The organism is Marinococcus halophilus, from assembly GCF_900166605.1.
GTDB classification, from domain to species: Bacteria; Bacillota; Bacilli; order Bacillales; family Marinococcaceae; genus Marinococcus; species Marinococcus halophilus.
Window position 1 is genome coordinate 393,360 of record NZ_FVZD01000005.1, and the last position, 14,712, is coordinate 408,071.

Annotated in this window: 12 protein-coding genes; 9 read left to right on the top strand and 3 right to left on the bottom strand. The window is 47.3% G+C overall.

All coding sequences use genetic code 11. From position 1 onward, the window contains the following. Positions 1-69 precede the first annotated feature (69 nt). The gene (locus B5066_RS04430) at positions 70-1,434 is read left to right on the top strand and encodes an MATE family efflux transporter (RefSeq protein ID WP_079474741.1); all 1,365 of its coding nucleotides are present in this window, start codon (positions 70-72) and stop codon (positions 1,432-1,434) included. A 12-nt stretch (positions 1,435-1,446) separates the two neighbouring features. Here B5066_RS04430 and B5066_RS04435 read toward each other — a convergent pair whose 3' ends face one another. Then, positions 1,447-2,175, bottom strand: coding sequence for an SIS domain-containing protein (locus tag B5066_RS04435; RefSeq protein ID WP_079474742.1), 729 nt, complete (start codon positions 2,173-2,175; stop codon positions 1,447-1,449). A gap of 86 nt (positions 2,176-2,261) precedes the next feature. Next, entirely contained in the window at positions 2,262-3,644 is a 1,383-nt protein-coding gene (gene nagE, locus B5066_RS04440) for an N-acetylglucosamine-specific PTS transporter subunit IIBC (protein WP_079475059.1), read from the bottom strand. A 250-nt stretch (positions 3,645-3,894) separates the two neighbouring features. Here nagE and B5066_RS04445 point away from each other — a divergent pair, with 250 nt between their 5' ends. The 8 genes from B5066_RS04445 to B5066_RS04480 all read left to right on the top strand — a co-directional run bounded on the left by B5066_RS04445 (position 3,895) and on the right by B5066_RS04480 (position 13,700). Continuing rightward, positions 3,895-4,701 (top strand): histidinol-phosphatase, encoded by an 807-nt coding sequence (locus tag B5066_RS04445; RefSeq protein WP_079474743.1) that lies wholly within the window; start codon positions 3,895-3,897, stop codon positions 4,699-4,701. A gap of 304 nt (positions 4,702-5,005) precedes the next feature. Beyond that, on the top strand, positions 5,006-6,334 hold the full coding sequence (locus B5066_RS04450; RefSeq protein ID WP_079474744.1) for an ABC transporter substrate-binding protein: 1,329 nt from the start codon (positions 5,006-5,008) through the stop codon (positions 6,332-6,334). A gap of 154 nt (positions 6,335-6,488) precedes the next feature. Next, the gene (locus tag B5066_RS04455; RefSeq protein ID WP_425320078.1) at positions 6,489-7,328 is read left to right on the top strand and encodes a carbohydrate ABC transporter permease; all 840 of its coding nucleotides are present in this window, start codon (positions 6,489-6,491) and stop codon (positions 7,326-7,328) included. Further along, positions 7,328-8,155: a carbohydrate ABC transporter permease gene (locus tag B5066_RS04460; RefSeq protein ID WP_079474745.1), complete on the top strand. Its 828-nt coding sequence runs from the start codon at positions 7,328-7,330 to the stop codon at positions 8,153-8,155. Before B5066_RS04455 ends, B5066_RS04460 begins: the two co-directional genes overlap by 1 nt. A gap of 24 nt (positions 8,156-8,179) precedes the next feature. Next, complete coding sequence (locus B5066_RS04465; RefSeq protein WP_079474746.1) at positions 8,180-10,384, top strand: alpha-galactosidase; 2,205 nt, start codon at positions 8,180-8,182, stop codon at positions 10,382-10,384. Between the two features lie 329 nt (positions 10,385-10,713). Further along, positions 10,714-11,352, top strand: coding sequence for a hypothetical protein (locus tag B5066_RS04470; protein WP_079474747.1), 639 nt, complete (start codon positions 10,714-10,716; stop codon positions 11,350-11,352). 389 nt (positions 11,353-11,741) lie between these two features. Further along, entirely contained in the window at positions 11,742-12,713 is a 972-nt protein-coding gene (locus B5066_RS04475; protein WP_079474748.1) for a C40 family peptidase, read from the top strand. A 204-nt stretch (positions 12,714-12,917) separates the two neighbouring features. Next, entirely contained in the window at positions 12,918-13,700 is a 783-nt protein-coding gene (locus B5066_RS04480; RefSeq protein ID WP_079474749.1) for a CpsB/CapC family capsule biosynthesis tyrosine phosphatase, read from the top strand. Between the two features lie 35 nt (positions 13,701-13,735). Here the strand turns inward: B5066_RS04480 and B5066_RS04485 are convergent, their stop codons facing one another. Beyond that, on the bottom strand, positions 13,736-14,674 hold the full coding sequence (locus tag B5066_RS04485; RefSeq protein WP_079474750.1) for an LCP family glycopolymer transferase: 939 nt from the start codon (positions 14,672-14,674) through the stop codon (positions 13,736-13,738). Between the last annotated feature and the right edge of the window lie 38 nt (positions 14,675-14,712).

A 14,712-nucleotide genomic window follows, 5' to 3' on the forward strand; every position in this document is an offset into this window, starting at 1 on the left:
TTCCTGCTGATCAATGTTATTCTATACAGATGAGTAAGCACGGACGGGAATGTCAGCAGGAGGCAGAGTATGTATCACGCAGAAACAATTAAAGAAAAGCTGCGGTTGTTTATGGTTATTTTAGTGCCCATTCTGATTACGCAGCTAAGCTATTTTGGCATGAATTTAATAGATACGATCATGTCCGGGCGGGCCGGCACCGACGACCTGGCTGGCGTTGCGATCGGGGCGAACCTGTGGATGCCGGTGTTTACAGCGGTGAACGGCATCCTGCTCGCCATCACCCCGATTGTTTCGCAGCAGCTTGGAGCCGGGGAAGGAAGGAAAATCGCCGGCACAATTACGCAGGGGCTGTACCTGGGCGTGCTTTTCGGGTTGCTTGTTATGGGGCTCGGAGCAGCGGCTTTAAGCCCGGCTCTTTCTTTTATGTCACTTGACCCGGGCGTCGAACGGATTACGGCTCATTATTTAATCGGCCTTGCTTTTGGAATTATTCCGTTCTTCCTGTCGATTGTGCTCCGGAATTTTTTTGATGCCCAGGGGCATACACGGATTACAATGGTTATTATGCTTGGTACGCTTCCGTTTAATGCATTTTTTAATTATGTATTAATTTTTGGCAAATTTGGTTTTCCGGAGCTTGGCGGCATCGGGGCGGGCTATGCCACGGCAATTTCCTACTGGATCATTTTTGCGTTCAGCATTATAATGACGTTTCGTATCCCGGCAATGAGACGGTTCCGCATCTTTTTAGATTGGTACAGGCCCTCCTGGCAGGCGTGGAAAGAGCAGCTGCGGATCGGCGTGCCGATGGGCATGTCACTGTTTTTTGAATCAAGTATTTTTTCGGCAGTGAGCCTTCTGATGGCGTCGCTGTTCAGCACTGTGACGGTCGCTGCCCACCAGGTGGCGCTCAGCTTCACGTCCCTGGTATTTATGGTGCCCCTGAGCATCTCTATCGCGCTGACGATAGTGGTTGCCTTTGAAGTTGGCGGCGGTTACCTGGAGGGGGCCAAAGCGTATACGCGCCTCGGGGTAACGGCAGCCATGGGCATATTAGGCGTGGCGTCCATAGGAATATTTCTATTGCGCGAGCCGATTGCCTATATTTACACGGCCAATGGAGAAGTAGTGCAGCTGGCGGCTCAGTTTTTCCTGTTTGCGATTGTCTATCAGATTTCAGACGCTGCGCAGGCCTCGCTTCAGGGTGTGCTCCGGGGCTATAAAGACGTAACGGTGCCTTTTTTCACCGCCCTTGTATCCTACTGGGCCCTCGGACTGCCGGCCGGCTATTTGCTTGCTGTTGCGACGCCGCTTGGCCCTTTTGGTCTCTGGCTCGGTATTACTGTCGGACTGACAAGCGCCGCGATCGGTTTTTTCGTACGGTTAAAGATTGTAGTGAAAAGGAAGGAAAAAGTTTACAGCCTCTCTTAATCTTTCTTACTGTTAAAGCCCCAGCCGGTCCCGGTACTTCTCCAGCCACTGTTCGTTTTGGTCGTCCCCGCCATCAGCATTGCCACTCGCAAAGATAGGGGGCATGTTTCCGCGGTCTGTCGTGATCTCAATGGCCCGGGCAATAATTGCCTGCAGCATAGCCGTTCCTATCGCCGTAGAGCTTGAAGCAAAGGGGGCAGTGAGTGCTGGATGCGTAAGCAGGGCATCGCCGGAAGGGGCATGGTTATCGAGAACGATATCAACCACATGCATCAGCTTTAATCCATCCTTATGGCGGGAGGGCTGGGCCGAAGAATAAGCAACCGATGTCAGGCCGGCAACCTTAGCGCCGGCTTTTTTGGCATGAAGGGCGACGTCAACCGGAACAGGATTTCTTCCCGACGTAGAGATAACAATCACAGTGTCCTCCGGCTGAATATGCTCGTCTGCTAAAAACGTTTGGGCGTAATCGTTTGTCCGCTCAAGCTCTGAGGACCGGACAGCTCCTTCATGGAGCATTAGCGGTTCATGAAGAATGGGATGGATCGGCACGAGCCCGCCGGCCCGGTAGTAGACTTCGAGCGAAAGAAGGTGGGAGTGCCCGCATCCAAACAAATGCACAAGGCCGTCCTGCTCAAGCGTTTTGGCAATGGCTTCTGCGCATGCTTCCATCGGCCCGCTTTCTTTTTCTTCCACAGCATTCAGCTGCTGGCGGATTTGGGAAAAATATTTTTCGATCATAGTACATATCATCCTTTCTGCACGGGTAAAAGTATACCTGTTTTTTGGCAGAGAAAAAGCCCCCGCCTTTAAAACGGGGGCAATTGTTATTCCACCGTGGAGTCAGGATCCTGGGTACGCATTGCGTCGGCGACAAATTCAACCTCTGTGCCAATAATGACCTGCAGATTGGTTTTATCTACCTTCACCACACCCCGTGCTCCGTTCTGTTTCAGTTGGTCTTCGTCAACTTCGTCCATATCGTTCATCTGGAGCCGCAGTCTCGTTACGCAGTTATCAATCGACTGGATATTGGAGTAGCCCCCGAGAGCAGCCACATAGTTTTTAGCGAGCGATTCGTATTTACCCTCACCGCTGAACGTATTAGTTGTGGTGACCGTTTCTTCATCCTCGCGGCCCGGTGTTTTAATATTCAGCAGCCGAATCAGCACTGAGAAAACCACGAAGTAAAGAACACCGAATACTAATCCTACCCCGAGAAGTAGCACAGGCTTGGTTGCAATGCCGAAGTTGAGCAAGTAGTCTATAAAGCCAGCGGAAAAACCAAAGGCGTCTAATATTCCCAGCTGGAATGTTACCACCATTGCAAGTCCGGTCATGAGTGCATGCACGACGTAAAGCAGCGGGGAAAGGAACATAAATGTAAATTCAATCGGCTCTGTAATACCGGTCAGGAAAGAAGTGAGTGCCAGGCTGCCGAGCATACCGGCAACTTCTTTGCGACGCTCCGGCTTTGCCGCCAGAATCATGGCGAGACACGCCCCCGGAAGGCCAAACATCATAATCGGGAAAAATCCGGCTGTATAGGCCCCAGCGTCCGGGTCGCCGTTTAAGAAACGGGTAATTTCCCCGTTGTAGCCCTGGAAAGAACCAAAATCAAACCATATAAACGTATTGATGATATGGTGCAGACCGGTCGGAATCAAAAGCCGGTTTAAAAATCCGTACAGCCCTGCACCAGCGGCGCCAGTATCCGTAATTACCCCAGTAACCTGATCAATGCCGGTTTGAATCGGCGGCCACACATAGCCGAAGATAAACGCAAATACGAGCATCGTGACGGCGGTAATAATAGGCACAAACCGCCTGCCTCCGAAGAAGCCGAGGAACTGCGGCAGCTGAATGTTATAAAAGCGGTTATATAATAGTCCGGCTGTAATACCTGCGATTACGCCGCCGAATACTCCCATATCAATATCTTCATTTATGCCTTCTAATCCTCCAGTTAAAATTAAATAACCGACAACGCCCGCAAGTGCGGCGGCACCGCTGCCATCCCTGGAAAAACCAATTGCGAGACCAACCGCAAACAGCAGTGCCAAATTGTCAAAAATAAACTGGCCGGCGTTGGCGACAAAGGCGATATCGAGCAGGTCCTCCTGCCCGAAGCGCAGAATAAGAGCGGCAGCCGGCAGGACTGCGATCGGAAGCATCAATGAACGTCCGAGCTTTTGGAACTTGCCCATGATTTGAATGTTTCCAAGCATAAGTAGATCCCCCTTTAATAGAATGTATGATGAAAATGTACCTTATTTTAGTTATAGATGTCTATACCAATTTTCTTAAAAATTTAAAAACTCTGTTAAAGAATTTAACAACATCCATAAGTTAACGCTTACAAACATAGTAACACATTATATATAGATGTCTATACCATTTTTAAAATAGATTTTTATGACGGACATGATACGATAAAAAGAAAAAGGAAAGGTGAGAAAAATGAAATTTGATCTTCACAACCATCATGATCGCTGCGGACATGCAGAAGGAACCATTGAGGATTATATCCAGGCAGCGATCCGGAAAAAGCTGGACGTGATCGGTATTTCCGACCATTCCCCGTTCTTTGCAAGTAGCGAAGAACATCCTTACCCCCGCATTACGATGGCTAAAGGAGAATTTCCGGTCTATATTGAAGAAATTCGTCAGCTGAAAGAAAAATACATAAATGATATTGAAGTGCTGATCGGAGTGGAATCCGATTATTTTCCGAACCAGGAGACGCCGTATCGTCTGCAGTATGACAACTATCCGATGGATTACGTGATCGGTTCGGTCCATTTTGTAAACGGCATAAATATTTTCGACACTTCAAGATGGGACGGTATGGATGATGCAGATATCCGTCAGGTAAAGGAAGAGTATTACCGCCAGATTATGCTCTCTGCCAAAAGCGGAATGTTTGATATTTTAGGCCATATTGATGCCCTGAAGGGTTATTTTCCCTACGCAGCAGAGATCGATACTCCGAAGGTGGACGAAGCTCTCCGGGTGATTGGGCAGGAAGGGACGGCCATTGAGATTAACACCTCGGGTAAAACTAAATACTGCGGGGGCTGGTATCCGTCGGACGATCTGCTTGAACGCGCCCTGTACTACAGCGTTCCCGTAACTTTTGGTTCTGATGCCCATGTACCCGAAAGGATTGGGGAAGACCTGGAAGAAGTACAAAAGCGTTTGAAGCAGATTGGCTATCGTTCCTGGAGATTTTTTCGGCAGAGACGCCCGGTGGATGTTTATTTATAAGTGTACAAAAGCTAGCTGTATTGCCTTTTTAAGAAGGAATACAGCTTTTTCATCAATAAATTTACTAAAATATAACTAAAATCTAATGGTGAATGATTACATTATTAACAGCAGAGAAAGATAAAATAGTTTGGTATATCTCCGTTAATTCAGTAAACAAAGGCATTTATCAATAGAATTAGACGAAGCGAAACATAATTAAATTAATTTTCAAACTTTTATTGAAAGCGTTTGCTCAATGTGTTAACTTAATAAAAACGAATAAAAATTTACTAAATAAAAATTCAGGGAAGGATGTTATTTTATGAAAAAAAGGTTGTTGCTTTCGATGCCTGTCGTTACAGCGGTAGTATTGAGCGGATGCGGGGGCGGAGGGGGAGACTCTTCAGGGGAAAACTCTGGCGAAACATTAACACTATATTCTTCTGTAACGAATGAATCGGAAAAAGAAACGTTTGAAGAACTCGTTGCCGACTTTGAAGAAGAGAGCGGCATCCAGGTGAACGTGAATCTGCCGGGAGCGGATTATGAAAGTCAGCTTCGTGTACAGATGGCGTCTAACGAAATGCCGGACGTTTTCGATACCCACGGCTGGGCACAGAATCGGTACGGTGATTATACTGAAGATCTTTCCGAGGAAGAGTGGGCCAGCGATTTAAACGATAACATGAGCTCGCTGTTATCCGATGAAGAGGGAAAATTATATGCATACCCGATTAACGAAGCGCTTGATGGTATCAGCTACAACAAAACGCTTCTTGACGAGCATGGCATTGAAGCGCCCGAAACATACGACGAGCTGCTTGCAGCAATGAGACAGCTCGAAAAAGAAGCTGGAGATGAAGTGACGCCGATGTTTATGGCTCAGGAAGGCGCCGGAGCAATCGCCCAGTATTTCGATCAGATGGCTACGCCGCTTTTGACCTCTGCTGAAGGTGAAAACAATTATGAAGAAGAATTGAAAGAAGGTACGTTTGACTGGAGTAATTATACATTCCTGCCGGAACAGCTGCAGACGATGCACGAGGAAGGTTTAGTTAACGAAGACGCGGTCAACGCTAACGGTGCCCAGGCTGTAAATCTCATGGCCCAAAACCAGATTGCTTTCATCTTTGCCGGTGGTTCATTTGGAGCTGATGTAACAGAATTGAACCCCGAGGTGGAAGTGGGAATGGTACCGGTGCCTTCCATTCATGAAGGGGACGACCCGAGCTGGATCGGCGGCGAACGCCATACGCTGGCTGTCTGGAATGATTCTGACATGAAGGAAGAAGCGAAAGAGTTCATCTCCTTTATGGCTGAAGAAGAAAATGCGAAGACAATGGCTGAAGCTACCGCCCTCCCGTCACCGCTCGAAAGCGTAGATTCGGAGAGCTACTATGAAGATTCCTACGCCAAATATGAAGATATTGAAATTGAACCGTACTTTGATCGGGAATACCTGCCGAGCGGTATGTGGGACGTAATTGGAAGCACTGGGGAAGAGCTTTTGGCCGGCTCAATGACCCCTGAACAGGTGTCCAATGAAATGGCTACAGAATTCGAGCGTCTCCGTGAAGAAGTTGGGGTTGAAGAAGGCGAAGACATTGAAGAAGCAGAAGAGCCGGAAGTAGACGAAGAAGAAGCAGAGTAACCAGGAGGATAGAATGGAAAGGGCTTACTTCCGGGCAGGCCCTTTTCCTTTTATAGGAGTGAAAAAGATGGAAAAAACCGAAAAATACGAATCGGCAGCCTCTAACGCCAAGAAAAACAAAATTAAAAAATCAAAAAAGTCCTCGCTCTGGATTATGTATGTTCCGGCGCTTGCCTTTGTTATTATCTTCATCGTTTATCCGTTTATTAACGGTCTGCGCATTTCGTTTACAGACTGGGACGGTTTCTCGCAGACACGGAACTTTGTCGGCTTCGAACAATATACCCGGATGCTCACCGACCCCACCACGTGGCTCGTAGTGCGCAATACGCTGCTTTACGGTATCGGAAGCACGTTTTTACAGATGACGGTAGGCCTGCTGTATGCGCTGCTGCTCATGCAGAGCCTGAGAATGCGGGCCATTACTAGAACAATCGTGTACATGCCGGTTATTATCAGCCCGCTTATCATGGGGTATATCTGGTACTTTATGTTTGCTTACAGTAACGGAGCGTTAAACGATGTTGTTATGCTTTTCGGACTTGATCGTATTAACTGGCTGAATAACCCCAGCCTGAACCCGTTTTTAATCGTACTGGTAAACACATACCAGTTTGTAGGCATTTCGATGATTGTATTTATTGCCGGACTGCAAAGCGTATCCAAAGAATATTATGAAGCAGCTCGCATCGATGGAGCCTCCCTGTTCCAGCAGTTTAAAAACATCACGATTCCGCTGTTAATGCCGGCGATTACAATCAATGTTGTGCTAAATATTATCGGAGGGTTAAAGCTGTTTGACGTGATTGTATCCTTAACCGGTGGCGGACCGGGAGATGCCTCGCAGTCCATGTCGACATTCATGTACTCGCTGTACTTTGACCGTCAGGATGCAGGCTACGCAGCCACGCAGGGCGTGCTGATGGTTATCATTATTCTCGTTATTACGCTGGCCTCGGTCATTTACCTGCGCCGCAAGGAGGTAGAAGCATAATGAATCGTTTTTCGGGGAAGCAGCGCTTAGGGTTGAATCTATTGTGTCTGCTCATATGTCTTTTGCACATCGTTCCCTTTTATATTTTGATTACTACTTCGCTCAAAGCACTAGGTGATTTTAGCTCTATGTGGGTCCTGCCGCAGGAATGGAGCTTTGAGAACTTTACGGTGGCTTGGGAACAGGCCCAACTCGGGACAGCGATGTTTAACTCAGGCTTCATTACGTTTTTCTCCGCGGCCTGCCTGATTCTTGCTGGTTCGCTGGCTGCTTATCCGCTCGCGAGAAGGCAGACGAAGTTGAACAAATTTGTATACTTGTTTTTTATCGGTATTATGATTGTGCCGCCGCTGACGGTTCTCGTGCCGCTTTACCAGATGGTCGTGGACTGGGGACTTTTAAATACGCGGGCCGTGGCTATATTTAATAACGTTGCAGCATTTCTTTCAATGACAATCTTTCTGTATGCCGGGTTTATTCGCTCTACGGTGCCGAAAGAGCTTGAAGAAGCGGCAAAAATTGACGGTGCAAATACGCTGACTATTTTCTTCCGGATCGTGTTTCCGTTGCTTAAGCCTATTACAGCTACGGTATTAATCATTGCCTGCGTCTACATCTGGAACGACTTCCAATTTGCGATTTTCTTCCTTCAGGAAGCGAGCGTGCAGACGCTGCCGGTAGCAGTAAACAGCTTCTTTGGGGAAAACTCCGCCAATCTGAATCTGGTGGCCGCGGCTTCTCTTGTGGCGCTGCTGCCGATGACCCTGTTGTTCTTATTTCTGCAGCGCTTCTTTATCGAAGGCCTTGCACAGGGATCGATCAAATAAAATAAAAAGTGGGGAGAAACCAAAATGCCTATTCATTACAGCAGTGCCACTAAAACATTTCATCTGCAGGCAGCGAATACGAGTTACGTGTTCGATGTGCTTCCAAATAATCAACTTGGGCATATTTACTACGGAAAACGTCTGCCGCACCGTGAGAATTTTTCCCATCTGCGACGTTTTGAAGAGCGGTCGAATACGACTTCTGTATTTGAAGAAGCCCCTTCATTTTCGCTCGAAAGCGTACAGCAGGAATATCCAGTCTATGGAACAACTGATTTCCGTGAACCGGCGCTGCACATTCAGCAGGAGGATGGCAGCCGTATTACTAATTTTCAATATGAAAGCCATGTCTTTCTTAAGAATAAGCCGGAACTGTCAGGGCTGCCGGCCACATACACAGAGCACGGAGATGAAGCTTCTACGCTCGTCGTTACTCTGAAAGATTACCATCTGAACGCGGAATTAACTCTGCTGTATACTCTTTTCGAAGCTTCGGGGGTCATTACTCGGAGTGCGGCTGTTTATAACGGCGGAAGTGAACCGTTTCGTCTGCTTGGTGTCAAAAGCATGAATGTCGATTTTCCGGACGCAGAGTTTGAGATGCTGCATTTATCCGGTGCCTGGGCGAGAGAGCGTCACGTGAAAACACGAAAGCTTGAAGAGGGAGTACAGCAGATTGCAAGCACCCGAGGCATCAGTAGTGCCCAGCACAACCCGTTTCTGGCGTTGAAGCGTCCGGGAACAGATGAAAGCCGGGGCGAAGTATTTGGTTTCAGCTTTGTTTACAGCGGTAATTTCGAGGGTCGGATAGAGGTGGATCATTTTGGAGTATCGAGGATGTCTATGGGGCTGCCGGATTTTGATTTTTCATGGAAGACAGAACCAGGCGAAACATTTCAGGCGCCTGAAGTCGTGATGGTACATTCGATGGAAGGTTTAAACGACATGAGCCACAAATTTCATGATCTGTACCGCAGCCGACTTGTGCGCGGCCCGTGGAGGGATAAAGCACGACCAGTGCTTTTAAACAACTGGGAAGGCACTTATTTTGATTTCAATGAAGAAAAGATTGTTTCCATGGCGGAAACAGCCAGTCAGTGTGGTATCGAATTGTTCGTCCTGGATGATGGGTGGTTCGGCCGCAGGAACGATGACACGACATCGCTCGGGGACTGGTTTGAAGATGAAAGTAAGCTTCCAAACGGCATCCGGGGGCTGGCGGAAAAAATCACAGGCATGGATATGCGTTTTGGCCTGTGGTTTGAACCGGAAATGATATCAAAACAAAGCGAACTGTTTCAAAAGCATCCGGACTGGATACTTGAAACACCGGGGAGACAGCCCTCACAGGGAAGGAATCAATTTGTGCTGGACTTTTCAAGGCCGGAGGTAGTTGATGAGCTCTACCGTCAGATGTCCCGGCTGCTAAAGGATGCTGCCATCACTTATGTAAAGTGGGACATGAACAGGCCGCTTACAGAAGTTTACTCTAAGGTGTATCCGCCGGACCGGCAGCAGGAAATCATGCACCGTTACGTGCTCGGTGTCTATGATTTGTATGAGCGGCTGACGACAGAATTTCCGCATGTATTGTTTGAGTCCTGTGCAAGCGGGGGGTGCCGGTTTGATCCCGGCATGCTGTACTACGCGCCGCAGACATGGACGAGCGACAATACCGATGCTGTGGAAAGACTCCGTATCCAGTACGGTACGTCGATGGTGTATCCGCTGAAGACAATGGGTGCCCATGTATCTGACGTACCCAACCATCAGGTGCACCGGACTACGAGTCTGCAGACACGGGCGGACGTTTCCTATTTTGGAAATTTTGGCTACGAGCTTGATATTACGAAGGAGCCGGATCTATCAGTGCTGCAAAAGCAGGTGGGATTTTACAAACACTACCGGGAGCTTCTCCAGGAAGGTGACTTTTACCGGATTACGAGCCCGTTTGAGGGTGATGGAAACGTGACTTCCTGGAGCGTGGTTTCGAAGGATAAGAAAACGGCAGTCATTGGCAGGTACCAGGTGCTCGAAGAACCAAATGATGGGTTCAGCCGGGTTTATGGGGTCGGACTCGCTGAAGAGCTGCTTTATGCAGTGGAAGGAACAGACTGGCAACTGTATGGTGCTGAACTAATGTATGCAGGGCTTCCGGTGAATACAGAGGGGGTGAAAAAGCCTGTAGGAGATTATGCCTCCACCGTTATAGTACTGCGGGCAGTATAGAGAACCAGTAAGCCGGAAAAAGCGATATTCGCTTTTTCCGGCTTTTTTCACGTCAGTATAAAAATACTAATAAAGACCGCTATAATTATCGAGAATGAAGACCGATGAAAGTAGTAAAAGAATAACGTACGATAAAAGAATATGTGTGTAATTTATAATTATACAACAAGAAAGTATAGACGCCGGCAGGACAATATGAAAAAATATATTAAGTATAATTCAAATGGCTGATTATTTTTGCATAAAAACAATTGTTAAATTAATTCTTACACAAGTGCAAAAAATTAATAATATGAAGACCGTCACTGAAGAAAGGAGATTCACCCTTAATGCCAGCAAAATATGAAGAACAGCTACAGGAAATACTGCATGAGGCGGTGCAGGACCATAACTATGACCGCGCCGAACAGGCCGTACATTATATGCGCAGCCTCGAACGAATGAAGGCTTTTATCGCGGGAGAGGATGCCAGTTACCCGGAACGGAATAACGTGGAGGCGGTGCCCTTTGGAGAAAAAGGGTTGGTCGACCTGTCCGCTCCCACAGTTCCCTTCAGAGATCCCCATCTGAACGTTACCAGCGCTTCTTCAGCCCAAAACCGGGACACGCTTCTTTTATACTACATTGAAGAAGAGGGGCTGCTGAAATTCAAAAAAGCACCACAGACATACGCTGTAAGCGTTGAATTTTTCAGGACGTTCTTACAGAACCTGGTTTCCTGGGAGAATAAATCTCCTTTCTCTTCAAAGGATTACTTTGAAGCCTTTGGGGATTCACTGAAGGAAAAATCCACCTATCAGGCCTCTACGCTTCGCCAGTTTATCACTCTGCTGTTCCGCTACTGCGTGAAGCTGAATATTCTTGAAAAACCGGAAGTGCATCAGCGCAGCAGGTATATTCTGGCAGAGGATATCAGCGTGGAAGAGGTCATCGACTACATTAAAGAACATAGAATATTACAGATGTGAAAATAACGCATAACTTCTTCCGCCTTTTCGCAGGTGGAGGAAGTTTTTTATGTTTACTGGGCATATTATACCGTGTACAAAGTTTTAAGTAGGTCTAAGATCACTAATAAAGTTACGAATTTGTGTGCTGAATTACATTTGTGTAACAAAAGTTCCACTTCTATTGAATTAGTTGTGCCTCCAACATATACTACGAGTAGTTAATAAATACGGAAAAAACATACTTAATCACTTAAAAATAAAATAACAGGAGGTGTAATCGTCTTAAACTCTTAATAATAAAAAATATCCCTTTTATTACATATATTTCTATCAGATGAGCTGTTCTGAAACCTTAGATTCACAACATACACACTCCGGATATTAAGAGACCTTACAGACGAAAACATATGAAAAAATTCTTATTCAGCGCTGCGCTTGCAGCAGGACTTCTAGCTACGCCGAGCGTTGCAGACGCTGCTCTTGGAGACCAAACATTAAAAATAGGACACCGGAACTCTGACGTAAAGGAGCTGCAGGAGTACCTGCAAAGCGAAGGGCATCACAGCGGCGCCATTGACGGTGTATTCGGCCCGGTAACAGCAAGCTCCCTGAAGTCGTTCCAGCGTGCGCAGAACATTGGTGTGGACGGAGTAGCAGGCCCTATCACATTCAGTAAAATGAATCTTGGCGGCAGCAGCTCTTCCTCCAACGTTTCTTCGAATTCCTCAGGTTCTTCCAGCTCGAGCGTGTCTTCAAGTCTCCGCCGGGGGGACCGCGGAAGCGAAGTGACCAGTCTGCAGAGCACGCTGAAAAGCAAAGGGTTTTATAACAGCTCTGTGGATGGCGTATTCGGTCCTGTAACAGATGCAGCAGTAAAAGACTTTCAGCGCGCTGCAGGCATCGGGGTGGACGGCGTCGTCGGGCCGGTTACCAGAAAAGCATTGAGCAGTAATGTGACGGCTTCTTCAGGAAATTCCAGCTCCTCTTCGAGTTCCAATTCCAGCGCAGTAGCAGGCATATCGACCGGCTCGTCCTCAGCGGTAGTGGAAACAGGCAAGCAGTATATGGGCACTCCATATGTATGGGGCGGCACTACACCGAGCGGCTTTGACTGCAGTGGCTTCGTCCAGTACGTTATGAATCAGCACGGTGTAAAGACGCAGCGAACTGTAGCGCAAATGTGGACCCAGGTATCGAAGGTGTCGAATCCAAGCGTAGGCGATGTCGTATTTTATGAAACAAGAACTGGCCCTTCCCATATGGGATTTTACGTTGGAAACGGTAAGTTTCTCCATGCCGGTGCTTCGAGTGGCGTCACGATTTCCGATATGAACAGCTCCTACTGGAAATCCCGTTACATTGGCGCAGGACGTTTCTAAACATAACAAATAACCGAGAGGCTGAAAAGCAGAGTCATTGCTTTCAGCCTCTTTTTTGTGATAAAAGTCTTGCGGGAAGGATGTTGGCAGACTGAGATATAGTTACTTTGACGGGGGAGGTTATGTGCTATACTTAAACTGCTTAATCATTTCCATGCCGAAGGAATAATAAAGGCTGAGGGCCGAACCAAAGGAGTGGAAGAGTTGATTGACATTAACAGATACATCTTAAGTGAGGAAGACGATACTGCGGAGAAAAAGAATAATGTCAGGCAATGGCTCACAGAATGCCAGAAAACAGGAGTTACAGATATTATTGTGGCTCCAGCGCAGTGGCATGAAAACGATAAACGTCCAGGAGATACAATTCCATTTTTAATAGAGCAGTTTCAAAAGCAGTGGTACAGTGAATTAGGCAACATTCGTATTTATCCCGGCCAGTGCGTTCGGCTGACAGATACACTGATCAATGAATTAAAGACGGAAGAAGCACTAACGCTAAACGGCAGCCGGTACGTTCTTGTAGAGTGGAGCGAAGAGCTTTCCTATCACAACATGCATGCGAATTTACATGAACTGCGTATGGAAGGGTACATGCCCATCCTTGCAGAACCGGAAAAGGAACCGGGTTTTCAGCAGCACCCTGAAGAGCTGTACCGGCTGATTAAAGACGGATCGCTCGCACAGGTGAGTGCAGAAAGCTTCAGCAAAGCCGCTCCGAAGCCGCAAAGGCATCTGGCAGAAAAAATGATTCAGCACCGGTGGGCTAACATGACAGCGAGTATGACCATCGATCCCTCTGAAGAGGGAGCTTCCCTGGAAGGGGCCTTCAACAGTATTGAAAAGCTGGCTGGAAAAGATTATGCAGAAATGCTGAAGGACAACGCAGCATGCGTGCTGAATAATCGTTATGTGAGTACCGAGGAGCCGCTTCCGTTAAAAGAAAAAAGAAAATGGTTTATGCCAAACCGTTCCAAAGCCAAATAAAAAACGGCGTCCTCGCTGAGGACACCGTTTTTTATTTATTCTGCGGGAGCTTCTTCGCCGTTTTCAAGCTCGAGATGCTCACGGAGCGTGTTCGAGATTTCCTGCACCTCGGCCGGATCCTGCTCCATGTAGTAAATTCCATCAATTGTCCGGTCCTGGCCGTTTTCAAAGCTAATGTTTTCAATATCATTCCGGGCGCTGAAGTAATTCGAGCGCAGATCCTTCATGTCATCGAAGGTCATGTTCGTGCGCACATTTTCCTCTACCACATCGAGATAGTCGCCAATGCGAGTGATGGATGTCACGCTCTGTCCTTTATTCGCAATAGCTTCAAGTACCTGGCGCTGGCGCTCGTTACGTCCGAGATCCCCGCGTGGATCTTCTTTTCTCATACGAACATAGGTAAGTGCTTTTTCCCCGTCCATTTCGATTTCACCTTCTGGAAAATCATAGCCGTTGTCGCTGAAAGCAAAAGTATTGTTGACGGTTATTCCACCTACCGCATCTACCATATCCTCGAATCCTTCAAAGTTAATAGTAGCGTAATAGTCAATCGGTACGTTCAGGAAGTTTTCCACGGTATTCATTGCCATGTCAGCCCCGCCAAACGCATTTGCATGTGTGATTTTGTCTTTTCCTTCATCTCCCCGTCCGATCATTTCCGTATACGTATCTCTTGGAATACTGACCATTTTGGTTGATTCAGTTTCAGGATTTACAGTAGCCACAATCATGGTGTCGGTCCGGCCTGAGGTGCTTCCATTCCGGGCATCAACGCCCATGAGCAGAATGGAAATCGGCTCGCTTGCATCCATGTCTACATCGGCTTCCCGAAGGTTGCTCTGGCGATCGTTGCCCTCGTTAATATTTTCCGCCGTATCCGCAACCGAGTCGTAAAGGTACCAGGCATAGATGCCGACTGCTATAAGGAGCGCCAAAAACAGCCCGCCAATAATTAATAATGCTTTTTTCATATGTCTCCATTTCTCCTGTCTGCCTGGTTATGTAGTAT